23 protein-coding genes and 1 riboswitch are annotated in these 25,389 nt (G+C 50.8%); of the genes, 8 read left to right on the forward strand and 15 right to left on the reverse strand.

The genetic code is table 11. The features are described from left to right. Positions 1-13 precede the first annotated feature (13 nt). Both H027_RS17800 and H027_RS0111765 read left to right on the forward strand, forming a co-directional pair. Entirely contained in the window at positions 14-2,584 is a 2,571-nt protein-coding gene (locus tag H027_RS17800) for a PAS domain-containing hybrid sensor histidine kinase/response regulator (RefSeq protein ID WP_024872657.1), read from the forward strand. Further along, complete coding sequence (locus H027_RS0111765; RefSeq protein WP_024872658.1) at positions 2,584-3,564, forward strand: response regulator; 981 nt, start codon at positions 2,584-2,586, stop codon at positions 3,562-3,564. Before H027_RS17800 ends, H027_RS0111765 begins: the two co-directional genes overlap by 1 nt. A 63-nt stretch (positions 3,565-3,627) precedes the next feature. On the opposite strand, the gene H027_RS0111770 is transcribed toward H027_RS0111765, so the two are convergent. Then, entirely contained in the window at positions 3,628-3,882 is a 255-nt protein-coding gene (locus tag H027_RS0111770; RefSeq protein ID WP_024872659.1) for a hypothetical protein, read from the reverse strand. An 18-nt stretch (positions 3,883-3,900) separates the two neighbouring features. Beyond that, positions 3,901-5,316 carry a S1 family peptidase gene (locus H027_RS0111775; RefSeq protein ID WP_161632457.1) on the reverse strand — a complete coding sequence of 472 codons (1,416 nt, stop codon included), beginning with the start codon at positions 5,314-5,316 and terminating at the stop codon, positions 3,901-3,903. 348 nt (positions 5,317-5,664) lie between these two features. On the opposite strand from H027_RS0111775, the gene H027_RS0111780 reads away from it, so the two are divergent. After that, positions 5,665-7,047, forward strand: coding sequence for a PhoH family protein (locus H027_RS0111780; RefSeq protein WP_024872661.1), 1,383 nt, complete (start codon positions 5,665-5,667; stop codon positions 7,045-7,047). 35 nt (positions 7,048-7,082) lie between these two features. Here the strand turns inward: H027_RS0111780 and thiQ are convergent, their stop codons facing one another. From thiQ to thiB, 3 genes are read right to left on the reverse strand one after another with little or no spacing between them, the layout of a single operon-like run. Further along, positions 7,083-7,790, reverse strand: coding sequence for a thiamine ABC transporter ATP-binding protein (gene thiQ, locus H027_RS0111785; RefSeq protein WP_024872662.1), 708 nt, complete (start codon positions 7,788-7,790; stop codon positions 7,083-7,085). A gap of 2 nt (positions 7,791-7,792) precedes the next feature. After that, positions 7,793-9,397 carry a thiamine/thiamine pyrophosphate ABC transporter permease gene (gene thiP / locus H027_RS0111790; RefSeq protein ID WP_024872663.1) on the reverse strand — a complete coding sequence of 535 codons (1,605 nt, stop codon included), beginning with the start codon at positions 9,395-9,397 and terminating at the stop codon, positions 7,793-7,795. Beyond that, positions 9,397-10,395, reverse strand: a complete 999-nt coding sequence (gene thiB, locus H027_RS0111795) for a thiamine ABC transporter substrate binding subunit (protein WP_024872664.1) — start codon at positions 10,393-10,395, stop codon at positions 9,397-9,399. Before thiB ends, thiP begins: the two co-directional genes overlap by 1 nt. A 71-nt stretch (positions 10,396-10,466) precedes the next feature. Beyond that, positions 10,467-10,558: riboswitch (TPP riboswitch) on the reverse strand. A 131-nt stretch (positions 10,559-10,689) separates the two neighbouring features. Here thiB and H027_RS0111800 point away from each other — a divergent pair. Then, complete coding sequence (locus H027_RS0111800; RefSeq protein WP_024872665.1) at positions 10,690-10,983, forward strand: PilZ domain-containing protein; 294 nt, start codon at positions 10,690-10,692, stop codon at positions 10,981-10,983. Here the strand turns inward: H027_RS0111800 and H027_RS0111805 are convergent. Both H027_RS0111805 and H027_RS0111810 read right to left on the reverse strand, forming a co-directional pair. Then, positions 10,950-11,954, reverse strand: a complete 1,005-nt coding sequence (locus tag H027_RS0111805) for a hypothetical protein (RefSeq protein WP_152536719.1) — start codon at positions 11,952-11,954, stop codon at positions 10,950-10,952. The genes H027_RS0111800 and H027_RS0111805 overlap by 34 nt on opposite strands. Beyond that, entirely contained in the window at positions 11,921-13,630 is a 1,710-nt protein-coding gene (locus H027_RS0111810) for an ABC transporter ATP-binding protein/permease (RefSeq protein ID WP_024872667.1), read from the reverse strand. The genes H027_RS0111805 and H027_RS0111810 overlap by 34 nt, the downstream gene beginning before the upstream one ends. 202 nt (positions 13,631-13,832) lie before the next feature. Between H027_RS0111810 and pxpB the strand changes: the two genes are divergently transcribed. The 3 genes from pxpB to H027_RS0111825 are packed head-to-tail and all read left to right on the forward strand — an operon-like array spanning position 13,833 to position 16,181. After that, positions 13,833-14,498, forward strand: a complete 666-nt coding sequence (pxpB, locus tag H027_RS0111815; protein WP_024872668.1) for a 5-oxoprolinase subunit PxpB — start codon at positions 13,833-13,835, stop codon at positions 14,496-14,498. Next, positions 14,491-15,420 carry a 5-oxoprolinase subunit C family protein gene (locus tag H027_RS0111820; RefSeq protein WP_024872669.1) on the forward strand — a complete coding sequence of 310 codons (930 nt, stop codon included), beginning with the start codon at positions 14,491-14,493 and terminating at the stop codon, positions 15,418-15,420. The genes pxpB and H027_RS0111820 overlap by 8 nt, the downstream gene beginning before the upstream one ends. A gap of 5 nt (positions 15,421-15,425) precedes the next feature. Beyond that, complete coding sequence (locus H027_RS0111825) at positions 15,426-16,181, forward strand: LamB/YcsF family protein (RefSeq protein WP_024872670.1); 756 nt, start codon at positions 15,426-15,428, stop codon at positions 16,179-16,181. 68 nt (positions 16,182-16,249) lie between these two features. On the opposite strand, the gene leuD is transcribed toward H027_RS0111825, so the two are convergent. The 5 genes from leuD to H027_RS18835 all read right to left on the reverse strand — a co-directional run bounded on the left by leuD (position 16,250) and on the right by H027_RS18835 (position 21,387). Further along, positions 16,250-16,849 carry a 3-isopropylmalate dehydratase small subunit gene (gene leuD / locus H027_RS0111830; protein ID WP_024872671.1) on the reverse strand — a complete coding sequence of 200 codons (600 nt, stop codon included), beginning with the start codon at positions 16,847-16,849 and terminating at the stop codon, positions 16,250-16,252. An 11-nt stretch (positions 16,850-16,860) separates the two neighbouring features. Further along, positions 16,861-18,258 carry a 3-isopropylmalate dehydratase large subunit gene (gene leuC / locus H027_RS0111835; RefSeq protein WP_024872672.1) on the reverse strand — a complete coding sequence of 466 codons (1,398 nt, stop codon included), beginning with the start codon at positions 18,256-18,258 and terminating at the stop codon, positions 16,861-16,863. Between the two features lie 2 nt (positions 18,259-18,260). After that, complete coding sequence (gene leuB, locus H027_RS0111840; protein ID WP_024872673.1) at positions 18,261-19,355, reverse strand: 3-isopropylmalate dehydrogenase; 1,095 nt, start codon at positions 19,353-19,355, stop codon at positions 18,261-18,263. Next, positions 19,355-20,920 (reverse strand): 2-isopropylmalate synthase, encoded by a 1,566-nt coding sequence (gene leuA / locus H027_RS0111845; RefSeq protein WP_024872674.1) that lies wholly within the window; start codon positions 20,918-20,920, stop codon positions 19,355-19,357. Before leuA ends, leuB begins: the two co-directional genes overlap by 1 nt. Before the next feature lie 209 nt (positions 20,921-21,129). Then, positions 21,130-21,387 carry a hypothetical protein gene (locus tag H027_RS18835; RefSeq protein WP_152536720.1) on the reverse strand — a complete coding sequence of 86 codons (258 nt, stop codon included), beginning with the start codon at positions 21,385-21,387 and terminating at the stop codon, positions 21,130-21,132. Here H027_RS18835 and H027_RS0111855 point away from each other — a divergent pair. Next, positions 21,352-22,911, forward strand: a complete 1,560-nt coding sequence (locus H027_RS0111855; protein ID WP_024872675.1) for a protein adenylyltransferase SelO — start codon at positions 21,352-21,354, stop codon at positions 22,909-22,911. The genes H027_RS18835 and H027_RS0111855 overlap by 36 nt on opposite strands. 33 nt (positions 22,912-22,944) lie before the next feature. On the opposite strand, the gene arsN2 is transcribed toward H027_RS0111855, so the two are convergent. The 3 genes from arsN2 to H027_RS0111875 form a co-directional block, all read right to left on the reverse strand. Then, positions 22,945-24,189 carry an arsenic resistance N-acetyltransferase ArsN2 gene (gene arsN2, locus H027_RS18695; protein WP_024872676.1) on the reverse strand — a complete coding sequence of 415 codons (1,245 nt, stop codon included), beginning with the start codon at positions 24,187-24,189 and terminating at the stop codon, positions 22,945-22,947. Positions 24,190-24,418: 229 nt separating this feature from the next. Then, positions 24,419-24,907 (reverse strand): YehS family protein, encoded by a 489-nt coding sequence (locus H027_RS0111870; protein WP_024872677.1) that lies wholly within the window; start codon positions 24,905-24,907, stop codon positions 24,419-24,421. A gap of 133 nt (positions 24,908-25,040) precedes the next feature. After that, positions 25,041-25,379 (reverse strand): zinc ribbon domain-containing protein YjdM, encoded by a 339-nt coding sequence (locus tag H027_RS0111875; protein ID WP_024872678.1) that lies wholly within the window; start codon positions 25,377-25,379, stop codon positions 25,041-25,043. Between the last annotated feature and the right edge of the window lie 10 nt (positions 25,380-25,389).

Consider the following 25,389-nt stretch of genomic DNA (forward strand, 5'->3'; position numbering starts at 1 on the left):
AGGAGATGCCGTCTTGAAATCAACGACCACGGGAACTGTTGCAGCAGTCGGGACGATCACCATTGATGAAAAGGGATGTATTACGGCATTTGATGAGGTCGCGGTGCGTCTGTTCGGGTATGAATCTGCGGAGGTGGTCGGGAAAAACGTGTCGGTGCTGATGCCGGAACCTTACCACTCCCAGCATGATGATTATCTGGCCCGTTATCATCAAACGGCCAACCCGCATATTATCGGCAAAGGTCGTGAAGTTACGGGACAGCGCAAAGACGGTTCGCTGTTCCCGGTCTGGCTGGCGGTCAATAAGGTCACGTTCGGTGATCAGCATCTGTTTGTCGGCTGTATTGTGGATCTGTCCGATCTGAAAGCGACTGAAGCCAGCCTGAGTCGCAGTACCGAAATGACCCGTGCCATTCTTGATACGGCGGTAAACCCGATCATTACCATTGATGCCAAAGGGTTGATCCGCACGGTCAATCCGGCGACAGAGCGTCTGTTTGGCTACACTGCCAGTGAAACCATCGGGCAAAACGTGAAGATCTTGATGCCGATGCCTTATCGGGAAGAACATGATCACTATTTGTCCCGCTATCTGCAGGAAGGCAACCCGCGCGTTATCGGCGTCGGGCGTGAGGTCAGTGCGCAGCGTAAAGACGGCTCCATTGTGCCGATCCACCTGTCGGTCGGTGCGATGCAGATCAACGGTGAACCGATGTTCGTGGGGATCATCTCCGATCTGACAGAACAAAAACGCCATGAGGCCGAATTGCAGGACAAAAGGGCCGCCGAGGCGGGCTCGCGGGCGAAATCGGCTTTTCTGGCACACATGAGCCATGAAATCCGCACGCCGATGAATGCCATCATCGGTTTCACCGAACTGGTCTTGCAGGATAAAACGCTCTCGCCACAAACCATGCAGCATGTAGATACGATCCACGGTTCAGCGAAGGCCTTGCTGACCATCATCAATGACATTCTGGATGTATCCCGTCTGGAAGCCGGTAAATACAAGCTTGAACGTATCGCGTTCAATCTGCCCAACATGATCACCGATACGGTTGAACTGATGCACCAGCGGGCGGCAGAAAAAGATCTGATGATTGGCATTGAATATGATAGTCGTTTGCCGCTGCGGGTCATGGGCGATCCCACCCGGTTGCGTCAGGTCATGTTGAATTTATTGAGCAATGCGGTGAAATTCACCAATGAAGGTGCGGTTAGAGTGGTGATCCGGGCGACAGAGCAGGCCGACCTAGTGCTGTTTGAGGTGCTGGATACCGGCATCGGCATGTCGGAAGCGGAAGTGGCCAAAATTTTTGAACCCTTCACGCAGGCCGATAATTCTATTTCCCGCCGTTTTGGCGGAACCGGTCTGGGTACCACCATTTGCAAGCAAATCATCGATCTCATGGGTGGGCATATCTGGCTGGAGAGCAAACTGGGCGTGGGCACGTCGGTGTTTTTCACTATCCATCTGCCAGAAGCCGAACCGGGTGTCACCTGTCTCTATGAAGAAGCCCGCACACTGAACGAGGCTTTTATTCCGCCGCGTTTGTTCAATGTGTTGCTGGTTGAGGATGTGGAGAATAATGCCTATCTGGCTACTATCCGGCTCAGGCAGGCCGGGCATGTGGTGGAGTGGGCCAGAAATGGGTTTGAAGCCGTCGCGGCGAATCAGAAAGGCGACTATGACATTATTCTGATGGATGTCATGATGCCGGAAATGGATGGGCTGGAAGCCACCCGGCTGATCCGGCAGTCAGAAACCGGCAGCGATTTGCACATGCCGATCATTGCACTGACGGCCAGTGTGATGAAAGAGGACGAAGCGAAATACCTCGATGCGGGGATGGATGCCATCGCCGCCAAGCCGATCGAATTCGATCAACTGTTCTCCCTGATGGAAAAATTGGTACCCCCGGAAAAAGGTCATACGAATAACGCAATCATGTTATCTGTTCCCGGTAATAAAGAGGTGGATCTGACCCCGCTGGATGCTGTTGCCGACTATACTAAAGCAATCAGGAATTGGGGTGATATTTACGCCTACATCAAAGCATTGACCAATTTCTCCCGGCAACAAACCCTGGATGCCGACACCATGCAACATCTGCTGCTACAACACCCCGACGATGTCGAACCGGCCAGATCGGTGGCACATGCCCTGAAAGGGCTGGCGGGGAATTTGTCGCTGAAGCAGGTGGCGGAGCTGGCCATCAAAATTGATATGTATTTAAAAAACAGGCAGCGCGATGCCGCAATAACATTATTACCCTCATTAAAACAGGCTCTGCATGAGGCGAGTGATGCCATTCAGTCATTGCATGTTCCCGGCGATTGGGAACGGGTGCTGAAAGAGTTTGATCAGGTCGTGGTACAGGATTTGTTCCGGCAGCTCGCGGTGGCGCTGGATCAACTGAACCCTGATAAAACCGAACCAGTCATGAAGCAGCTTGCCGAATATGTCCGCAGCAGCGATATGGCCGCAATCAATAATTATATTGAACGATTTGATTTTCGCGGTGCCAAAGAGGAGCTGAAGAAGTTAGAGCAAGAGCTGTTGTCTAACCGGAGATCGGGATAATGGAAAAAAAAATTCTGTTGGTGGATGATGAACCGAACAATCTGCAGTTGTTACGGCAGATCTTGCGAGACGACTACCAATTGCTGTTCGCACATAACGGGCAGACGGCACTGGATGCGGTGACAGCCCATCATCCTGACTTGATTCTGCTGGACGTCATGATGCCGGATCTCGACGGCTATGAGGTGTGTCGTCGTTTGAAGGCCAACCCACTGACGAGCGATATTCCGGTCATTTTTATTACCGCGATGGGCGAGGTGGACGACGAAGCAGCCGGGTTTGACGTCGGCGCGGTCGATTATATTCATAAACCGGTCTCACCGGCGATTGTGAGCCGGCGGGTACAAACACACCTGTCGCTGGTGCATATCAAAGAGCTGGAGGACAGCCAGCGCGAAGCGATCTACATGCTGGGGGCGGCCGGTCACTATAACGACAACGATACCGGCTTGCATATCTGGCGTATGGCGGCCTATGCGCGTGCCATCGCGGAAGCGGCTGGTTGGCCGGAAGACTTGGCCGAACGCATCGAGTTAGCCGCGCCATTGCATGATACCGGCAAGATCGGGATCCCTGACGGCATTCTCAAAGCCCCCCGCAAATTGACCGCTGAGGAATGGGTGATCATGCGCCAGCATACCACTATCGGTTATGACATCCTGCAGCGCAGCGATACCCCCATCTTTAAAATGGCGGCAGAAATTGCGTTGCATCACCACGAAAAATGGGATGGCAGCGGTTATCCCAATGGGTTGGTCGGTAATCAAATCCCCGCATCAGCACAGATTGTGGCATTAGCCGATGTGTTTGATGCGCTGACGATGAAACGTTCTTACAAGGAAGCCTGGAGTGCGGAGGAGGCGGTAGCAGAGATCCGGGCAAACAGCGGCACGCATTTCAATCCGGCACTGGTTGAGCTGTTTCTGAACATCCAGCCGCGGATAATCGAGATAAAAGATAAATGGAATCAAGAGGAATAATGTAAAGAACGCTGTTCAATTTGTGACTTAAATCGTTGGTTTCAGCACTTCAAGAAAAAGAAATTAGCGTCCGGGGATAACATTTGGCGGAGCCATTTTGTTGTTTTTTATTTCTCTGGGGAATCCAGTCTCGGTACGTACCGCTTGAGAGGTCACTGGCGTGATGTCGGTGGCTTGAGCTGCACTAACATCCAGCGTCACTATTCTATTTGCGGTTTGGCTGTTTGTGGCGTGTCTGTTTTCCTGCTTGGCGTCATCAGCAGAGCAGGCCGCAATCATTAAGGCGCAAATGGTCATTCCTGAAGCTATTTTTTTCATTGCCCCCGCCTTGTTTGATCATTTCGCTTTAGCGCAACGGCGTTTTACAACAGCGGCAAGACCCGCCAGCGCAATCCACTCGATACCAAAACTACCACCGCCGCTTGAACTCGTCGTGGTTGTAGAGCCTGAACTTGTATTAGTGCCTGTGGTTGCACTAATCAATGTACCATTCACATAGCAATCATAACCGCTGATGCATGATGTTACCGCTTTCGCATTGGCGTTCATCACGGTACGTAACCAGGTATAGAAGGCCCCCACATCGGTATAAGATGACGCTGTGCTTGTGCCACAATATTGTGTGACACCATAACTGGTGATGCCGACTTCTGTACCTGCCGAATTTAGCAGCGGGCCACCACTATCGCCAGAACAGGTATCCTGACCAGTCGCGCCCGACCAAATCTGTTTGTTAACCGTATCCAGACTGACGAATGGCACCGTGCCTTCCATCAGAACCGTAGACAGATTGCTTGAGGTTGCGTTATTCACATTCAGTGTTGGATCGGTCACGCCCCAACCATAAATCGTCTGTGTTTCTCCTACTGTAAAGGTTGACGCCGTCGAGGCGGTTTTTGCCGTCAACACAGGGGTGACAGGAACATCACGAGTGCCTGAATACAGCGGGTTAGTCAGTCGCAGTAAGGCAATATCATTGCCCTGAGATATATTCGCTTTGTTAAAATTTGGGTTAGCCACATACATATCAGCATAATCCCGATATTGCTGATTATCACGGATAACCCCAGAGCCGGAGTTGTAAATTTTGCGACCTTGTGAGTCAGTAATATAGGAATCATCATCGACTTGCACTGAAACAAAGGCTACCGTCAAAGGATTACCGTTACCATCTTCCAGTCCTGACAGACAATGCGCTGCCGTCATCACCCAAGCCTCATTGATCAACGTACCACCACAAAAGAACTCAAAAAAATGGGCAGTATCGCTTGTCATATACCCTGAGCTATTAGTTGGGCAACTGGTTACACCATTGGTGGTCGTTGGGTTGTTGCAGGCGCCAACCAGAAGGTTTGACATCCATTTAGGGGCGGGGTTGGTGTAATTATATGTACCAATCCCATTGGCATCATAGGTAATAGAGGGGGAGCTCAAGCCAGAACCATCGCCTGTAGCTGTGCCACCAATGATCTTGGTATAGACCCCATTAGCGGGTGTTGACGCCTGGCCTGTACGGATCAGATTCGTGGCTTGACTGGCATTGAGTTCTGTCAATGTCACTGGCTGCAAATTACCGGCAAATGAGCCGTTTTCAGCCTCCAGCAGATACACAGTGTCGTTCATTATTTTACCGGTGTTGATTGGCGCGGATAATGACACTGTGTTTGTTGAAGACACCGAAGTCGCATGTACATAAAAAGTTAATCCAGTAAAGATAACGATAATCTTGGCTATAAAATTTTTACTTTTCATGAAGTTATCCATGGTGGTTTTATTTGGTGTCTGCATGTTTTGAGTTACTGATTAGGGTTCATGCTCGGTATTAACTATTTGATTGCGACTCAAGCAAGAGTAAGCAATAGTTAAAGTATAACGATTATTATTTATTAGTGTTGGTCGATCCTGTTGCAGAAGTCGTACTTAATACAAGGAATAAAACTTGGCTATGTATCACATTGTGTATCACAAAACTGAAATACTCAGAAGGTAACTTAATTAATAATCTATATTTATCATATAGATATTGGCTTTTGATTATTTGCGTATGTTGTGGCTGACATGAATTTGTCATCTGGCACATCAGGCCAAAGGAGGCTGCCTATGGATAGCGATGAACGTAAACTCTTCATCCTTGATACCAACGTGTTATTGCACGAACCCCTCTCCATCTACTCCTTTCAGGAACACGACATCGTCATACCGATGACGGTGCTTGAAGAACTCGACAATATCAAAGACCGCCAGAAAGATGTCAGCCGTGAAGCGCGGGTCGCGATCCGCACGCTGGAAGATTTGTTCCGTGATGCTACCCCCGAAGAAATTACCAGCGGCATCTGTCTGAAAAATACCGCCGGTGGTGGTTGCAGTGGTCTGATCTCTATCGTGACCGATCACCATTTACCGGGCGGCGAAGAAGTTTTCACCAACAAAGAAGCGGATAATCGCATCATCAATCTGGCGCTTTACCTGCAAAATGTGCGTAAAGATCGTCAGGTCGTGCTGGTGACGAAAGACATCAACATGCGTCTGAAAGCCAAAGGCGCCGGGCTGGCAAAAGTCGAAGATTATCGCACTGACCAGTTGATTGATGATGTGCGTTTGCTATCTAAAGGATTTCAGAGGATACCCGGTTCCTTCTGGGATCAGGTTGGGCAGTGTGAGACGATTTCCCATGGTCGCGATGTATTCCAACGGATTGATGAAAACATCCTGCAAGGGACGCACATTAATCAATATCTGATTGATGAAGCAGAAAGCTTCGCCGGGCGAATACAAAAACGCGAGGAAGGTTCGTTATTCATCAAGGATATCGGGTACGAACGCCTGATGAACCGTCACGCTTGGGGTGTGCATCCGAAGAATATTTATCAGGGAATGGCGTTAGATGCTTTGCTGGATCCGACCCTGGATTTGGTGATCCTGACCGGGCCGGCGGGCTGTGGTAAAACCTTGCTGGCGGTAGCGGCCGCACTGGAATTGGTGATTGAGCGCGGGATCTATGAACGCATCATCGTGACACGCAATACGCCGGAAATTGCGGAAAGTATTGGTTTCCTGCCGGGTTCCGAAGAGGAAAAAATGTTGCCTTGGCTGGCTGCGGTCACCGATACGCTGGAGGTGTTGCATAAGCACGATGAAAGTCGCGAAAGCTCGCTGCAATACATCATGGAGAAGGCCAATATCCAGTTTAAATCGGTGAACTTTATGCGTGGCCGCAGTTTCCAGAATACTTTTGTATTGCTGGATGAATGTCAGAACCTGACGGCATCACAGTTGAAAACTATCATCACCCGTTGTGGTGAAGGCACCAAGATTGTCTGTTCCGGTAACTTGGCGCAGATTGACTCCAATTATCTGACACCGGTAACGTCCGGTCTGACCTATATCGTCGAGCGGTTTAAAGACTTTGAAGGAAGTGCGAATATCTTCCTGAATGGTGTTATTCGCAGTCGTTTGGCTTCATTTGCTGAGGAAAATCTGTAGCTTCTGATCAGGCCCCTGTGTTAGGGGCCTGCCAATCAACGTGCCAGTGGTATCCCCAGATAGGCGGCAAATGCCTCACTGGGTGGTAGCGTCAGTGCATTCATCGGGGCGGTAAATTGCAGTTTCCCCTCATCAACAAAACCGAGCCAGTCGGCGTTGTCTTTGGCTTCCTGTGGCTGGTGTGAGACAAGCAAAACGCCGATACGCTGTTCCGTGGCCAGACGCCGGACTTCCTGCATCATCTCCTGACGTAATGCAGGATCGAGTGCCGAAAAGGGTTCATCGAGCAATAAATAGGGTTTACGTCGCACCAGACAGCGGGCGAGCGCCACGCGTTGTTGCTGTCCGCCAGATAACGACGCCGGGTATCGGGCTAACAAATCTTGAATTTGCAGCCGTTCCGCCGCCTCCAGCAGGGTATGTTGTTCCAGCCGGGAGAGTTTCAGGTTGGCCCGAATGCCCAGCCCGATGTTTTGCTGTACGGTTAAGTGTTCAAACAAATTATGTTGCTGGAACAGCATCGTAAACGGCCGTTCCGCGGGTGGCAGTTGCTGAATAGGCTGCCCTTCGGCTAACAAAACACCATCAGTCATGGGCAGAAAACCGGCCAACAGCTCCAGCAAGGTAGATTTGCCACTCCCAGAACGCCCGAGTAACAGACCGATCTCTCCCGGCTGCAAGCGCAGGGAAAACTCAAACAGACGCCCTTGACGCCGGGTTTGCACTTTTTCAACAAATAACATGCTTACTCCAGCAAAGAGGGAGGATCACGCTGTTCATTGCGGCTGGCGAGCCATTCAACCAGCCAGAGCAGCGTGATGCAAAGTAGTAATAATATCAGCGCGGTCGCGGAAGCCGCTGCCATCTGATAATGCCCGAGTTGCTGATACAGCAGCCAGGGCAGAGTTTGCAGGTTATCACTGCCAAACATGGCAATCGCGGCCAGATCGCCCAACGAAAAAATCATGCCCAGAGCCAGAGCGCGTCCGGCTGGGCGGCAAAGCAGCGGCCATTCCAACCAGCGCAGCCGCGACATTCCGCACAACCCCAGACTGTCGGCTAACCGGTCATAGCGAACCAGCAGATCTTGCATCGGTTCTTGTAAGGCGCGCAGCGTATAAGGTAGGGCTGCCAGTGCATTCAGCAAGATCACCAACCAGAACCCTTGCGCAAACAGATCAACGCGTGCCTGTAGCAGAATAAACAAGCCGGTACTGAGTACTGATGTCGGGATCAGCAAAATCAAGGAACCGGTGCCGGCAAGGAGTCGTCCCCACTGCGGGGAGTGCAGACGCACACTTAAATGCTGACCGGTGAGTAACAGCCCGATACTGAAACTTAACGCAAGGAGTCCGGCACAAGCGGCAATGGACAACGATTGCCGGGTTGTCTGTAACAGCAGCGACTGCTGCCAGCTTTGGTTAAGCAGGGCTTGCAGTCCATACCAGAAAATAGCCAGCAGTGGGGGCAGAAACAGCGCCAACCCCGTCAATAATGCAAACAAATCGGGAAGCAGCGCATGGGGTTGATAGCGCACATACTGGCCTGAGGTGGTAGTCAGATGGGGTGATGAAGGTTTCAGCCAGCCATAACAGGCGACCACGATGGTGCCCAGCACCAACTGCCAGCAGGCCAGTTGTCCGGCGGCGGCCAGATCAAAATCAAAGCGCAGCGCCTGATAAATGGCAACCTCCAGTGTGGTGGCCTGCGGCCCGCCGCCCAAGGCCATGACGATGGTGAAACTGGTAAAACAGAGCATAAAGATCAGGCTCGCCAACCCCGGCAACAATCGGCGCATGGCAGGCCATTCCAACAAATGAAAACGGCTCCATTCTGTCATGTTGAGTTGTGCTGCCTGCCGCCAGTAATTGTGAGGGATCTGCTCCAGCGACTGTACCAGCCAGCGTGTCGCCAACGGCATATTAAAAAAGACGTGGGCCAGCAGAATGCCGGAGAGGCCAAACAAATAATCGGGCAATGTCAGCCCAGCCCATGACGCCAGTTGCCTCAGCCAGCCTTGTGCACCATGTACTGCGACCAGCCCGAACAAGGCTATGATGACCGGTAATACCTGCGATAAGCCGAAAAGATGTAAGAGCAATGTCTTGCCGGGGAATTGACGATGAAACAACGCACGCGCCAGCGGTATCGCCAGACATAAACTCAGCAGTGTGGAGAGTGTGGCCTGTTTCAGACTGAACCAGACCACATGCAGCAGATAACTGTCTTGCCAGAGCTGAACGGAGGTCGTTTCCGGCTGGGCCAGCAAAGCCGTCAACGGGCCCAGTGTGACCGATAAAATCAGTGCGGCCACCAACGAGCCAGAACACCACCAGAAACGCCGCCGCATCAGTGACTGACAGCCTGTAACCACTCTTTGATCCAGCGTTTACGTTCGCCCAGTTTCTGCGGGTCGATCTGTAACGTTTTCGCTGGCGTTTCGTGTTGGTTAAAGCCATCAGGCAGTGGAATGTTTGTCACGGGATACATCCAGTTACCTTCCGGAATTAATTTCTGAAAACGATCTGTCAGCAGGAACTGCATAAACTGCTGCGCCAATTGCGGTTGTTGGGCATTTTTCAATTGTGCTGCTACTTCAACCTGACGCAGATGACCTTCGCTGAACATGGCCGCGTGATATTGCTGTTTGTTTTCCGCCAGACGATGATAGGCCGGCGAGGTTGTGTAAGAGAGCACCAGATCGGCTTGTCCTTTCAAAAACATGCCATAGGCTTCACTCCAGCCTTTGGTGACGGTCAGCGTTTTTTTCGCCAGTTGCTCCCAGGCCGCGGGAGCCTGATCGCCATAAACCTCTTTCACCCACATCAGCAATCCTTGTCCGGGGGTACTGGTCCGAGGATCTTCATAAATGATTTTCAGATCGTTGCGAGAGACCAGCTCCTTCAGGCTTTGCGGAGGGTGTTGCAGCTTATTCCCGTCATAGACAAACGCGAAATAGCCGTAATCAAACGGCAAAAAGGTCTCATCGTGCCAGCCACCGGGTAGGCTCAAACTTTTCAGATCCGCATGGTGAGCGGTAAATAATTGACTGTTCCGCGCATCAGCCAGCATACCTTCATCCATTCCCAGCGCCACATCGGCTTTAGTATGAGCGCCTTCCAGCTTCAGACGATTCAGGATCGCCACGCCATCTTCCAGTGCCACCCATTTCAGTTCGCACTGACATTCAGCTTCAAAGGCCTGTTTGACTTTCGGGCCCGGCCCCCAGTCACTGGCAAAGGAATCATAGGTGTAAACCGTCAATACCGGTTTGGATTCGGCGGCCTGAACGAGTGTCGAGCCGGTTAGTAAGACGGCGGTCAGAAGCCATGACCCAAAATGACGCATGCTATACTCCATTTATATCTGTGTAGGTAGCGGTTGTGCAGGCGTCAATTTCTGAGCATGGCCGAAGGATGAATGCGCCACTCTCAAATCCCTACGCCAGTATGAACTGGATCAGGTTCACCGGGTATGATCTCAGCGGACGCCCGCACCCCGTTTGAGAAACATTGTTATTTTAGTAACGAAATGGCCGTAAAACCAGTGACGTAATAATGGAGTGATGCTAGGTTTTTACTATACCTGATTAAATATATCGAAGTTGAAAACGTTTTCTAACCCCTATTCAAGGAGATAACTATGCTGACAACCACCCGCGAACGACGCACTTTCATGCGTATGGTGATCAATGCGCCTGTTACTCTGATTCGCGGTTCTGAACATATTCTCGCTACTTGCCGGGATCTCAGCGCCAACGGCATGGCCATTGAGGTGGAGACCGATACTCAGTTTACGCTGGAGGAAATCCTGAGTGTGAGTTTATCGACGAACAGCAATGCATTACCGCCTTTTGTTGCCGATGCCAAAATAGTGAGGTTGGAAACGATCGATGAGATAGTTCAATTAGGGGTCGAATTTGTCACTGTCGGGTGAAAACGCTCATATTGATACTCATGGCTGCGAAGATACAGACGACTTTTTTCTCCCAATACACCGGGTGCCAATTCGGCCGGGCCGGTAACCTCCAGGGGCAGAAAGGGCTGCCCTTCAATAGCAACTGTCTCTTCATTTCCGCTATAAGCAGGAAGCGCAACGGCCAATAAAGCGTGATCCGGAATATACACAATCGCTTGTGGCAAGTCGGGATAAAGCGCTGCCAGTAAGGCCATCATCAGGGCGCTTTTACTATCACAGTCGCCACGATTTTGTGCCAGCACCTGCTCCGGCATCAGAAACGTCACGCCTCGCAAACCATCACTGGATTGCAGGGGGTCATAAGGAATCGATTGCACAAAATCTAACAGACCGGCTGTCACCAGCGATTTTTCATCGTTCGGATAGCGCTTTTTCTGTTCTTCTGTGGCAGACGCGACGATGACTCGTTGTAGCGTCTGTGCGATTTCCTGTAATTCAGGGCTGCTGTCGGCCGCGATCCGGACATGATCAGGTCGGATTAAATGACTGTCGTTACCGCCATGCCGTTTATAGTAGTGCTGATCCAGATAGGCATTGAAGAGCGTGGATTGTTGCTGTGCCAGCCAGCTTTTGATCTGCGGGAGCAGCTTTTCGTCGCTGGTTTGATAATCAACCCGGCCACCGTCGGCCGTCTGACGAAAACGGAAGCTGACATCCGGATACTGTTCCCGGGCATCACGCACCAATTGCTGAAATACAAACGCATCTGCCTGCGCAGAGCGCCATGCACTCCAGGGTGGTAAGGCGGTCTCTGCAGGTAACGTGAGCGTAAAGGCCTGAGTCGATGCATTATCGTATTTCCAGACATAATGCAGTTGCAGGCCTTCGCGCGAGAAGGCTTGTTGTTGCGCACTGGCTGTGCCGTTAAGCAACGCCAGTGCTAAACACAGCGGGATCAGGCGAATTGCCATTGTCCGTTTGCTTGCCATAACAGGGTCTTCTCATGGAACGGTTGCAATGTGCTGCGATGACCGACACTGACGATGATGGTGTGCGGCAGCTCTTTACGCAGCAATTGATAGAGCTCGGCTTCACTCTGTTCATCCAGCGCCGAAGAGGCTTCATCTAAGAATAGAACATTGGGTTCAACCAGCAGTATGCGGGCAAAGGCGACGCGCTGCTGTTCACCGAGACTGAGGATTTGTCCCCACATTTCCACATTGTCCAGTTGGGCGGTCAGTTTTTCCAGGCCGACGAGCTGCAACACTCTGGCCGCTTCGGTATTGCTGACTTCGGCCAATGGATAGCTCAACGCCTGACGCAGGCTGCCCAGCGGCAGGTAAGGTTTTTGTGACAGGAACAGCGACTGGCTATTTTCAGGATAGTTCACTTTGCCGCTGGCAAACGGCCATAACCCTGCCAGGGTACGCAGCAATGTTGATTTGCCACAGCCTGACGGGCCTTGAATCAATAATGAATCGCCCGCTGTCAGTTGCCAGTTGGCATTTTCCATCAGACAGGTGCCATCTGGTTGAGTGATGCCAACCTGCTGCAGTTGCAATGCATGACCCGTTTTCTCGGGTTGCAGGCGAGGCAGATTTTCAGCCTGCTGCAAGCCCTGTTCAAAAGTAGCAAGACGGTCGACGACCGATTTCCAGCGGGCCAAATCGGTATAGTTGTCGATCAGCAATGACATGGAACCTTGCACAATGCCAAATGCAGACAACGTCTGCATCAAATCGCCCAGGGTGATTTGCTTGGCAAAATAGAGTGGAGCGCCTAACACCACAGGGAAAATCACTGCGGTCTGATTAAAGCCCAGGGTAAAAAAGCCCAGTACTTTTTGACGTTTCATCAGAGCATAGAAATTATCGACCACCTGCAGGAAGCGGTTACGCAGATATCCACCTTCTTCCTGAGATCCCTGATACAGGGCGATGGCTTCGGCATTTTCGCGCATACGAACCAGAGAAAAACGGAAATCTGCTTCGTAACGCTGCTGGTTAAAATTGAGTTTGACCAACGGGCGACCAATCCAGAAAGTCAGTATCGTGCCAAAGACGGAATAGGCTAGGGCGGCCCAGACCATATACCCCTGCGACAAATGGAACGAGGTATTGCCGATAGAGAGAGTGGAGGGCTTTGATAATGTCCACAACACGCTCAAAAAAGTAAACAGTGTGGCAATCTGTGACAGAAAGCCGATCGACAGCGATAGTGTTGAGCCGACAAATTCGTTGATATCTTCTGCAATACGTTGATCGGGGTTATCCGTCTGACGGTCGGTCAGTTGCAACCGGTAAAAGTTATTGTTGGCCAGCCAGTGCGAGATCCGATGTTGCGTCAGCCAGCGGCGCCAGATGATTTGTAACATCTGATTGAAGTAAGTGCGATGAACACCCACCAACACCCAAATGGCCGCCAGCCAGCAAAAGGTCAATAACAGACTTTTAAATTGAGGAAAATCATACCCCTGAATGGAGTTATAAAACTGGTTATGCCAGCTATTCAGGACTTTCTGTAAATAAACGGAACCTGCGGAGAGTGCCAGCACAACCAATAAAAGTAATAGGCCTTTGGTTTTGCCTTCTTTCGATGCCCAGAATGGTTTTAACAGCATCAAGAAGTTGCGCCACAGGTGTTTCACCGGTGGAGTCGGTGTCATGAGTTTACTCCCGTTACGACATCATATTGCGGCTCATGTTGCCAGAGTGGAGCCGGAAAGCAATCAGATGTGAATGCAAATGCCTGGCAACTGAGCGGCGACAACCCTGAATTCCGGTGATTTTTATGCTATTGATAACGGGAGAAAACAGCACCCTGTGCCCGATTTGAGCCAACGGTATGCATTCAACCGCGGAGAATCTATGTCGAAAAAACAGTCAGCCCGCTGCTACTGGGCCAGTGAAAATGCGGTCACCCTGCAGGCGCCCGCGCCGGTTTCATTCGCTCATCAGCAAAAGATCTGGGCATTGGGGGCATCTTATCAACAGATGCCGGGGATCACTGAAATTGTGCCGGGCATGAATAATCTGACACTGCAGTTTGATGCAACCCAACAGGATGGCACCGCCTTGATGGCGAGTTTGTTGCGCGGATGGGAGCAGATCGATGCGTTGTCGCACACCGCACGGCACATCGAACTTCCGGTGAACTATGGCGGTGAGGCTGGGCCGGATCTGGCAGAGATTGCACAGCAGACCGGGTTGAGTCAGCGAGAGGTGGTGCGTCTTCACAGCGAAGCGGAATACACGGTATTTTTTCTCGGTTTCCAGCCGGGCTTTGCCTATCTGGGCGGAATGTCAAAAAGGCTGACGACACCAAGACGGGCTTCGCCGCGGCAGGTGGTACCAGCAGGTTCAGTCGCGATTGGTGATGAGTATACGGGCGTCTATCCGCAAGCTTCACCGGGCGGCTGGCAAATTATCGGACACACCGAGGCTGTGTTATTTGACCCACATCGCGATGCACCTTCGTTATGGCTGCCGGGCGATCGAGTGCGGTTTGTGATCAACGGAGCCTGCTATGATTGAAATTTTACAGGCCGGGCCACTGGTCTCAGTACAGGATCTGGGGCGTCATGGCTTGCGGCATCAGGGGGTGAGTCAGGCGGGGGCGTTAGACGGCTTATCTTTGCTAATTGCCAACCGGTTACTGGCAAATGATGACCATGCGGCGGGGCTGGAAATGTTTTACGGCCTTACGCAAATCAGATTTCATAAAGACACCTGGTTTGCACTGGCAGGGTGTGAATGTTTTGCCACGCTGAATCAGAAGCCCGTGCTGTTAGGTTGGGCAAGAAAAGCCAAAGTTGGCGACATACTGACCCTGAATTCACCGCGTAACGGCCTATGTGCTTATCTGGCTGTCGCCGGGGGCATTGATGTCCCGTCGCTGATGGGCGCGCGGGCCACAGATGTACAAGCCGGGTTTGGTGGTTATGCTGGCCGGAAATTGCAGAATGGCGATCAACTGCTGCTCGGGAAAAAAGCGCACCGCAAACTGATGGCCCGAGGCGTGTTATTGCCCCCCTTGAATCAGGCAATCCGCGTACTGGCCGGTGCGGAGTGTCATGAATTTACGGACGAGGCACAGCAGGCCTTTTTTAATCACGGCTGGCGGGTATCGAGCGACAGTAATCGGATGGGCTTTCGGCTGGAAGGGGAAACACTCAGCCGTACAGTACAAAGCGAGTTGTTGTCACAGGGTGTTTTCCCCGGCGTGATCCAGGTGCCGCATAATGGCCAGCCCATTATGCTTGCTGCGGAAGCACAAGCGACGGGAGGATATCCGCGCATTGCCACCATCATTCAGGCGGATTTGTGGAAATTAGGGCAACTCAGACCGGGCGTCGATGTGCACTTCAAACTTGTCTCACGAGCTGAAGCCGCCTCTGCGCTGTCGGTTCAGCAACGTTATTTGGCGCGAATTTCACTTGGCCTGAATAAGGAATAAAACGAATGGCGCAGATCGATTTGAATTGTGACATGGGCGAGAGCTTTGGCGTCTATTCATTAGGTGCTGATTTGCAACTCATGCCGCTGGTCAGCTCCGTCAATATTGCCTGTGGCTTTCATGCCGGAGATCCCTCCGTAATGCGAAAAACACTGGAAGCGGCGGTGGTGCATGGCGTTGCGATTGGAGCACATCCGGGATTGCCGGATTTGGCGGGGTTTGGCCGTCGTAATATGCTGGTTTCCCCGCAGGAAGTGTATGACCTGATGGTGTATCAGTTGGGGGCATTGCAGGGGTTTGCGACCGTATCCGGTGTTGCACTGCATCATGTCAAACCCCACGGTGCATTGTATAACATGGCGGCAAAAGATCCGGCGCTGGCGCGGGCCATCGCCTGTGCTGTACGGGATGTGGATGCCTCATTACTGCTGTATGGTTTGGCGGGCAGTGCATTGGTGGCCGAAGGCAAAGCGGCGGGGTTACGGGTAGCCAGTGAAGTGTTTGCCGATCGCTCCTATCAGAGTGATGGTTCGCTGACGCCACGTTCACAACCCAATGCGTTGCTACAATCGGATGAGGAAGCCGTGCAACAGGTAGTGAGCATGGTGATAGAACAGCGGGTAAAAACTGCAACCGGAGCGTGGATTGACGTGGCAGCCGACACGATCTGTATCCATGGTGATGGTACTCATGCCGTGAGCTTTGCAAGCAAAGTACGCGAAGCGTTGTTACAGGCGGGTGTGGAAATTAGGGCTGGTTAGATTTCGCGCGCAAAGAAAAAGGGAATCAGCAGATTCCCTTTTTTATCTCGTGATGAGTCAGAAAAGAATTACAACCAGGCCGGTTGTTTCGCTTCATACGCATCAATGGCATCGGCGTGCTGCAGCGTCAGGCCGATGTTGTCCAGACCGTTCATGATGCAGTAACGACGGAAGTCATCGATTTCAAACTTGAAGCAGTAATCCGCCGCACGTACTTCTTTGGCTTCCAGATCAACCGTGATGGTCTGGCCTTCGTTGGCTTCGACCAGCTTGAACAGCGCATCGACTTCGTCTTCTTTCAGACGCACCACCAGCAGACCGTTGTTCAGCGAGTTGCCGTAGAAGATATCCGCAAAACTCGGTGCGATCACGGCTTTCAAACCGAAATCAGCCAGCGCCCATGGCGCATGTTCACGGCTGGAGCCGTTACCGAAGTTCTCCCGTGCCAACAGGATGGAAGCACCCTTGTAGCGAGGAAAGTTCAGTACGAAATCCGGATTTGGCTGTGTACCGGCATCATCCAGAAAACGCCAGTCGTGAAACAGATTCTGACCAAAACCGAGTTTGGAAACGCGTTGCAAAAACTGTTTCGGAATGATTTGGTCGGTATCGACATTGGCGCTGTCTAACGGAGCGGCCAGACCAGTGTGTTGTTTAAACTCTTGCATGGCGGTTCTCCTTACAATTCACGAACATCAACGAAGTGACCGGCAATCGCGGCCGCAGCTGCCATCGCAGGGCTGACGAGGTGAGTGCGACCACCACGACCCTGACGGCCTTCGAAGTTACGGTTGCTGGTGGCGGCACAACGCTCGCCCGGTTCCAGACGGTCGTTGTTCATCGCCAGACACATAGAGCAACCTGGCAGACGCCATTCAAAACCGGCTTCGGTCAGGATCTTATCCAGACCTTCCGCTTCCGCCTGTGCTTTTACCTGTTGTGAACCAGGAACCACCAATGCCTGCACACCTGCTGCTACTTTGCGACCTTTCGCAACGGCAGCCGCTGCACGGATATCTTCGATACGACCGTTGGTGCAAGAACCGATAAAGGCTTTGTCGATCTTCACGTCAGACAGTTTCTGACCAGCTTTCAGATCCATATACTCCAGCGCTTTCTGCGCAGAGCTGCGTTCAACGGGGTCTGTAAAATCTTCCGGTGCTGGGATCGGCGTGTTGATGCTGATCACCTGACCAGGGTTGGTACCCCAAGTCACTTGTGGTTCGATAGCATTACCGTCTAATACCAGTTCAGCATCGAAGTGTGCGCCGTCGTCGGTTTTCAGCGTTGACCAGTAGGCCACTGCGGCATCCCAATCAGCACCTTCCGGTGCAAACGGACGACCTTGCAGGTAATCGAAGGTAGTCTGGTCTGGTGCGACCATACCCGCTTTGGCACCCAGTTCGATCGCCATATTACAGACGGTCATACGTTCTTCCATGGTCAGTGCCTGGATGGCAGTACCACAGAATTCGACAACATAACCGGTGCCGCCGGCTGTACCGGTTTTACCGATAATTGCCAGCACGATGTCTTTCGCCGTCACACCTGGACCCACTTTACCGGTGACTTCGATTTTCATCGTTTTCGCCCGGTTTTGTTTCAGAGTCTGGGTTGCCAGCACGTGTTCTACTTCAGAAGTACCGATACCGAACGCCAGTGCACCGAATGCACCGTGAGTGGCGGTGTGTGAGTCACCACAAACGATGGTGGTGCCCGGCAGGGTCAGGCCGATTTCTGGGCCCATAACGTGCACAATGCCTTGCCATTTGTGGTTCAGACCATACAAAGGTACACCGAAATCTTCGGCATTTTTCATCAGGGTCTGCATCTGGATACGGGCCATTTCACCTGACGCGTTGATGTCGTTGGTGGTAGTGGATACGTTATGATCCATGGTCGCCCAGGTACGATCAGTACGACGTACTTTACGACCCTTTTCACGCAGGCCATCAAATGCCTGTGGGCTGGTCACTTCATGCACCAGATGACGATCGATATAGATAATCGGTGTTTCGCCAGCCGTTTCATAAACGACATGCGCTTCAAATACTTTCTGATACAGCGTCTTAGCCATGTTTAGATCTCCCGGATGCGTGACGCAATCTGTGAACCCATATCGCTGGTGCTTTGCACCGGATGTTTGCCTGCGCCCTGTGTCAGATCGCCAGTGAAATAGCCATCCGCCAGTGTTTCAGCAATCGCGCGCTCAATCGCCTGAGCTGCTTTCTCTTCTTTGAAGCTGTAACGCAGCATCAGTGCGGCAGACAGGATCTGCGCAACCGGGTTAGCAATACCTTTACCGGCGATATCTGGCGCAGAACCGCCAGCTGGTTCATACAGACCGAAACCATCGGCATTCAGGCTGGCTGAAGGTAACATCCCCATAGAGCCGGTGATCATCGCGCATTCGTCAGACAGAATGTCGCCGAACAGGTTAGAGCACAGCAGAATGTCGAACTGTGAAGGGTCTTTCACCAACTGCATGGTTGCGTTGTCGATGTACATATGACCCAGTTCTACATCCGGATAATCTTTCGCCACTTCAGTGACCACCTGGCGCCACAGAATGGAGCTCTGCAGGACGTTGGCTTTGTCGATAGACGTCACTTTTTTACGGCGCACGCGCGCTGATTCGAACGCGATCTTGGCAATGCGTTCGATTTCATAGCGGTGATACACCTCGGTATCAAATGCTTTTTCCATTGCACCTTCGCCTTCACGACCTTTCGGCTGACCGAAGTAAATACCGCCAGTCAGTTCACGCACGCAGACGATATCGAAACCGCGATCGGAGATATCGGCACGCAGCGGTGACAGCGCGTTCAAACCCTTGTGGATCTGTGCTGGGCGCAAATTACAGAACAGTTTGAAATAACCACGTAATGGCAGCAGGGCACCACGCTCTGGTTGTTCGTTTGGTGGCAGATGTTCCCATTTCGGGCCACCGACTGAGCCGAACAACACCGCATCTGCGGCTTCACAGGCTTCCAGCGTACTTTTTGGCAGCGGACAACCGTGATTGTCGATGGCAATACCACCGACATCATGCTGACTGAATTTGAATTCGATGCCAAAAACGGACTGAACCTTGTCCAGCACCTTGATCGCTTCGGCCATTACTTCCGGACCGATGCCATCACCGGGCAACACCGCGATTTGGTAACTTGCCATTACAGAGTCTCCATGACTGATTTTTGTGCGAAACGTTCTTTATGCTCTGCGACCTGCAAAGCACGATAAATATTGTTGATCACATGCACCAAGGCTTGTGCTGATGATTCGACGATGTCAGTCGCCAAGCCCATACCGTGGAATTTACGGCCCTGGAATTCCGCGACGATATCGACCTGACCCAGTGCATCTTTGCCAATGCCTTTGCTCTTCAGATCATACTTACTGATATTGATTTCATAACCGGTAATACGGTTGATGCATTGATATACCGCATCGACCGGACCATTGCCGGTCGCAGCTTCGGTCACTTCTTCCTCACCGACTTTCATGCGGACACTGGCAGTCGCCATCACGCTGCCACCAGACTGCACGCTCAGGTAGTTCAGTTTAAAGTGTTCCGGCTCTTCCTGGATCTGAGAGAAGAACAACAAAGCTTCCAAATCATAATCGAAGACCTGACCTTTTTTATCAGCCAATTGCAGGAAGCTGGTGTAAATCTGATCCAAATCATAAGAGCCTTCCGGATAACCCAACAGGGCCAGACGGTGCTTGATGACATGGCGGCCAGAACGGGAAGTCAGATTCAATGTGTTCTGATTTAAGCCGACGCTTTCCGGTGTAATTATTTCGTAGGTGTTCTTCGCTTTCAGGACGCCATCCTGATGAATACCGGAGCTGTGCGAGAAGGCATTGGCACCGACAATGGCCTTGTTTGGCTGTACCGGCATGTTGCACAACTGGCTGACCAACTGGCTGGTGCGGTGAATTTCCTGATGCTTGATGTTGGTATGCACACCAATCAGATCCTGACGGGTTTTCAGGATCATCGCGACCTCTTCCAACGAAGTGTTACCGGCACGTTCGCCGATACCGTTGATGGTACATTCGATTTGGCGTGCGCCCATTTGCACTGCGCCAATAGAGTTGGCAACCGACAAGCCTAAATCATCATGGCAATGCACCGAGATAATAGCTTTGTCGATGTTAGGCACACGGTTGAACAGGTTGTGGATGATGCCGCTGAATTCAGTCGGAATAGTGTAACCCACGGTATCCGGAATGTTGATAGTACGGGCGCCGGCGTTGATCGCGGCTTCCACCATACGGCACAAATTATCGATAGGCGTACGACCCGCATCTTCGCAAGAAAACTCCACGTCATCAGTAAAACGACGCGCGTATTTCACGGCATTCACGCCCATTTCCAACACGTCTTCAAAGCTTTTCTTCAATTTGCTTTCCACGTGAATGGTGGAAGTTGCCAAGAAGGTATGAATGCGGAACTGATCGGCGACTTTCAACGCTTCGGCGGCGGCATCGATGTCTTTTGGCAACGCGCGCGACAAGGCACACACGCGGCTGTTTTTGATCTGACGTGCGATAGTCTGTACTGATTCAAAATCACCAGGTGAAGAAACCGGGAAACCCACTTCCATCACATCAACACCCAGCCGTTCCAGTGCCAGCGCGATCTGCAATTTTTCACGTACAGTTAAGCTGGCTGGCAACGCCTGTTCGCCATCCCGCAATGTGGTATCGAATATGATGACGCGATCTGACATATCTTTATCCTCGATAACTGGTTTCGTGCACTGGCGGCATAAAAAAACCCGCGCTCTCTGCACGGGTTTTTATGTTTTTGCCTTAATTCTGGCTGCTACATACCCGCGCGATGATTCGCGATAAGCAGGAGTAGAAGCAGAGAAGTTAAGCGCATAAACGTGTCCTTTTTGAACTGTTAGATTATGTGTACGCCTTTTATCGAAACTTGTCAAACGTCACGTGCATGACTTGCTCTATTTTTGATGAAAGATAGCGTTTTTTTATTATTTTTGAAATTTAATTGCGCGTTTTTGCCATTTAATTGCAATAACCAAGATTTGTCTTGATGCGGTGCGAACATAAGAAACAGCGATTTTCCGGATAATGTGATCACTCCTGCTTCGTTTTCGTATAGCTGAGTATGAGTCTTTTCGTGAATTGTCGCTGCGCCATGACCGCATTTTATTTTGATAACCGTTTTATTCATGAACTTCCAGGCGATCCATCGCTGCAAAACCAGCCCCGGCAGGTATTGGGGGCGTTCTGGAGTCCGGTGGTTCCACAGCCTGTGGAAACTCCACAATTGATTGCCTTTGCCAGTGAGGTTGCGGTTTTACTGGGGATACCAGAAGCAGAATTGACAGCGGGCGCATGGTTGAATGCTTTATCCGGCAATGCTGTCTTGCCGGGGATGACTCCCTTTGCCACCTGTTATGGCGGTCATCAGTTTGGTCAGTGGGCCGGGCAGCTTGGCGATGGCCGGGCCATCAGTCTGGGAGAACTGATTTACAACCAGCAGCGCTGGGAGTTGCAACTGAAAGGGGCGGGCGTCACCCCTTACTCTCGCCGTGGCGATGGCAAAGCGGTGCTGCGCTCCTCCATTCGCGAATTTCTTTGCAGCGAAGCCATGTATCATCTTGGCGTACCGACGACGCGAGCGTTAAGTCTGGTACTGACCGGGGAGTCGATCTGGCGCGATATGTTTTATGACGGAAATCCAAAGCAGGAACCTGGTGCGATTGTCTGCCGGGTTGCCCCTTCTTTTATCCGCTTTGGACATTTCCAACTGCCCGCCATGCGCGGTGAACATCAGCTACTCAATCAGCTCATCGATTTCACCATCGATCGCGATTTTCCGCATTTATCCGGCGAACCTGCAACGCAACGTCGTGCGCGATGGTTCCATGAAATCTGCCGGGCTACGGCAACGCTGATGGTGGAATGGATGCGGGTTGGTTTCGTGCATGGCGTGATGAACACCGACAACATGTCGATCCTTGGGCTGACACTGGATTATGGTCCGTATGGCTGGGTGGATAATTTTGATCTGCACTGGACACCCAACACCACCGATGCGGAAGGGCGGCGTTACTGCTTTGGCCGGCAACCGGCAATTGCCCGTTGGAACTTACAGCGGTTGGCGGAAGCGCTGGGCACGGTGATGAGCGATCATGCGGTTCTGGAAGAGGGTTTATCCCAATTTGATCAGGCTTTTGCCCGCGAGATCGGCGAGATGCTGGCAGCAAAACTAGGGTTTACACACTGGCAGGAAAACGACAGTGCGCTGGTCGATCGTCTGTTTGCCTTGTTACAGCAGGCGGAGGTGGATATGACACTGTTCTTCCGGCAACTGGCAGTGGTAGAGCCGCATACGCCGGATCTTACCGTGCTGGCCGATGTGTTTTATCGTGACGATTTGTTTCAGCAGTATCAGGTCGATTTTCAGTCGTGGCTTCAGGATTATGGCCAACGTGTGCTGGCCGACGGCCAACCTGCGCAAGAACGGCTAGCCAAAATGAATCGGGTCAACCCACTCTATGTTTTACGCAACTATCTGGCACAGCAGGTTATTGAGGATGCCGAGCAGGGCAATTACCAGCCGATTGCAGAATTATTGGAGGTTCTGCGTCATCCTTATACCGAACAATCCGGCAAGGAAGCGTATGCGCAAAAACGGCCGGATTGGGCCCGAGAGAAAGCCGGCTGCTCGATGCTCTCCTGTAGTTCATAAATACTGACGCCAGTTGTCGTATTTCTTTGGTTCTTAATCATCACGCATAGAACCGTTGAGCCATTTACTCAGCAAGCGGGAGGATGCCGGACATAGCGCAGAAAACTGAGAGGTCTGCTGAATAACATCCGGCGTCTCTTTACGTGCCACCAGTTGGTAGCCTTGCTGGATGAAAAACGTATCCGCCGTTTGGGTGAGTAAATAAAGCTGGTGGATCCCGCTGTCGCTCGCTTGCTGTTCGAGGTAAGCCACCAGTTTTTGTCCAATACCTTGTTGCCGTTCGCTGGGTTGAACAGCTAAAGAACGCAATAAACCAATATGTCCATAACGTTCCAAACCAATAATTCCCGTTAATTGTTCACCGGTAAAATATCCCCATAGCGAAAGATTCGGCTGCTGAAGATCGCTGCTGTTCAAACCAGAAGCTTGTAATAACTGATGTACGACGGCGTCGTCGGAGGTTAATTCGCGAATATTGAATCCGGTTTGGATCAATAGCCGATCGAGTGTTTCAATTAGTTGATTCAATGCAGTTAATAATGCGCCGGAACCTGAGGCCGGAAATGACAGAATCTGATTAAGCTGCTGTTCCATCTCTTGGGGTAATAGGGGGGCTTGCTGGTTTAAGATGGCCAGGATCTTTTTTTCACCGGGATGTTTGATTTTATTCAGCGCAAAAATAATATCGAAATAGCTGGCAAGAAATGCGGCAATACGATGATTTACAGAAATCAGATCGTCTCTGAGCAGGGCTTTTTTGATCTGACCAAAATAAGAGGGCATTTTTCCGCGTAACAAATCCCGGTTCTTATTGATGATATTCCGCTGTAATTGAACCGGATATTCAACATTGTAGCGCTGCTGTAATTTTCTGAATTGCTGGTGGCGATCAAACAACACCTCACTATGGATCACATTCGCCCAAAAACAGGTGCTGTAACCCGTTTCGGCCTGATACTCGATGACAGTGTGTTTTAATCTGTTTTCGAGCCAGTCAAAACTCCGGTAGATGAGTTCAATTTCCTTGCCGTTCAGTAAAACGCCATCGTCTTCCGTTTCCCAATACTGATTATTGAACTCCATATATGAGTAAAGACCTGCCAGTGCCTGTTTACGTTGTGTCAGTTCAAGCGGGGCCGAGCTATAAACGTACACGTCATAATCAGAATGATTATCGCTGGTATGGGTGGCAGATGATCCGGCTAAGACAATGGCTTCGACTTCAGCTAACTCACTCAAATGCTGTACGATCGTTTGGAGCTGTTCATCCTGAAACATGGCGATTTCCATTTGTAAAAATATTCCCGATTGAGGCTTTTTATCACGTATATATGCTTAAAAAAGGGGGGAAGATCAAATCGTCGGCAATGAGCATGGCTGATGTCTGCTCTATTCTTTGGTGTCTTGCTCGCGTTCATGATGAAAGGACCCCAAAACGGATTTTTTGGGGGGCAGAAAACGGGAATGGTCGACACCCATGGATAAGCTCAATGGGCTCGATACAGGGCTACCATGTGAAACCAGAGGTAGCGGTATCGCCGGGACGGAATTTCAGTTGAATGCCTTTAAGAAAATTCCGCAATATCTGATCTTTGCATTCGCGATAATTTTTATGTTCGGGGTTGCGGAAAAAAGCGCTCAATTCATGTCTACTGATTTTAAAATCTGCCAGTTCCATGATTTTCAAAATATCGTCATCTTTAAAATCCAATGCAATTTTCAGTTTTCTGAAAATGATATTATTGTTTAACGACTTTTCAGGTTCAGGCTGGCTACCCTCTTTTTTACCGCGTCGTTTATTAATAAAACCATTGAGGAAAAGGGCAAATGTAGCGTCATGGCATGACTGATAATCCGGATCATCATCATTTTTCAACCAGTTGCTAATTTGCGCTCGGGTTACCGGATGATCCACTAAAGCAAAAATATCAATCATTTGGGAATCATTAAAACTGAAGGTATAGCGTAGACGACGTAAAATATCGTTATTGGTCACAATATATCCTGATTAGGAATTGCAGTTTTTCAAGACGATTCACTGCGGGAAAGTTGAGCGATTTTAGCAGATATTCGGTGGTTGAAGCAGTTTTTAGAAAAGAACCGGATGGAAGACATCCGGTCTTGAATCATCATGCTTTTTTAACAAATTCAGACTTTAATTGCATGGCTCCAATGCCATCAATTTTGCAGTCAATATCGTGATCGCCATCGATCAAACGAATATTTTTTACTTTAGTGCCGATTTTCACCACTAAAGAAGAACCTTTTACTTTCAGGTCTTTGATGACAGTGACCGTATCACCGTCTTTTAATTCGTTGCCATGGGCATCACGATACACTTTGGTTTCTTCAGTGCTTGCAACGGCATCCTTTGACCATTCATTAGCACACTCAGGGCATACATACATGCTGCCATCTTCGTATGTGTATTCCGAATTACATTTCGGACATTGAGGTAAACCGCTCATTTTGCACCTT

This window comes from Tolumonas lignilytica (genome assembly GCF_000527035.1).
Classification (GTDB): domain Bacteria; phylum Pseudomonadota; class Gammaproteobacteria; order Enterobacterales; family Aeromonadaceae; genus Tolumonas; species Tolumonas lignilytica.

Bases quoted from the DNA above. Each gene is read 5' to 3' on its own strand.
- leuB (WP_024872673.1), bottom strand. From the start codon at position 19,355: ATGGCAAGTTACCAAATCGCGGTGTTGCCCGGTGATGGCATCGGTCCG.
- H027_RS0111765 (WP_024872658.1), top strand. From the start codon at position 2,584: ATGGAAAAAAAAATTCTGTTGGTGGATGATGAACCGAACAATCTGCAG.
- H027_RS0111855 (WP_024872675.1), top strand. From the start codon at position 21,352: ATGACCGCATTTTATTTTGATAACCGTTTTATTCATGAACTTCCAGGC.
- H027_RS0111875 (WP_024872678.1), bottom strand. From the start codon at position 25,379: ATGAGCGGTTTACCTCAATGTCCGAAATGTAATTCGGAATACACATAC.
- H027_RS0111810 (WP_024872667.1), bottom strand. From the start codon at position 13,630: ATGACACCGACTCCACCGGTGAAACACCTGTGGCGCAACTTCTTGATG.
- thiQ (WP_024872662.1), bottom strand. From the start codon at position 7,790: ATGTTATTTGTTGAAAAAGTGCAAACCCGGCGTCAAGGGCGTCTGTTT.
- H027_RS0111800 (WP_024872665.1), top strand. From the start codon at position 10,690: ATGCTGACAACCACCCGCGAACGACGCACTTTCATGCGTATGGTGATC.
- arsN2 (WP_024872676.1), bottom strand. From the start codon at position 24,189: ATGTTTCAGGATGAACAGCTCCAAACGATCGTACAGCATTTGAGTGAG.
- H027_RS18835 (WP_152536720.1), bottom strand. From the start codon at position 21,387: ATGAATAAAACGGTTATCAAAATAAAATGCGGTCATGGCGCAGCGACA.
- leuA (WP_024872674.1), bottom strand. From the start codon at position 20,920: ATGTCAGATCGCGTCATCATATTCGATACCACATTGCGGGATGGCGAA.
- H027_RS0111775 (WP_161632457.1), bottom strand. From the start codon at position 5,316: ATGAAAAGTAAAAATTTTATAGCCAAGATTATCGTTATCTTTACTGGA.
- H027_RS0111770 (WP_024872659.1), bottom strand. From the start codon at position 3,882: ATGAAAAAAATAGCTTCAGGAATGACCATTTGCGCCTTAATGATTGCG.
- thiB (WP_024872664.1), bottom strand. From the start codon at position 10,395: ATGCGTCATTTTGGGTCATGGCTTCTGACCGCCGTCTTACTAACCGGC.
- leuD (WP_024872671.1), bottom strand. From the start codon at position 16,849: ATGCAAGAGTTTAAACAACACACTGGTCTGGCCGCTCCGTTAGACAGC.
- thiP (WP_024872663.1), bottom strand. From the start codon at position 9,397: ATGCGGCGGCGTTTCTGGTGGTGTTCTGGCTCGTTGGTGGCCGCACTG.
- H027_RS0111780 (WP_024872661.1), top strand. From the start codon at position 5,665: ATGGATAGCGATGAACGTAAACTCTTCATCCTTGATACCAACGTGTTA.
- H027_RS0111820 (WP_024872669.1), top strand. From the start codon at position 14,491: ATGATTGAAATTTTACAGGCCGGGCCACTGGTCTCAGTACAGGATCTG.
- H027_RS0111825 (WP_024872670.1), top strand. From the start codon at position 15,426: ATGGCGCAGATCGATTTGAATTGTGACATGGGCGAGAGCTTTGGCGTC.
- H027_RS0111805 (WP_152536719.1), bottom strand. From the start codon at position 11,954: ATGGCAAGCAAACGGACAATGGCAATTCGCCTGATCCCGCTGTGTTTA.
- pxpB (WP_024872668.1), top strand. From the start codon at position 13,833: ATGTCGAAAAAACAGTCAGCCCGCTGCTACTGGGCCAGTGAAAATGCG.
- leuC (WP_024872672.1), bottom strand. From the start codon at position 18,258: ATGGCTAAGACGCTGTATCAGAAAGTATTTGAAGCGCATGTCGTTTAT.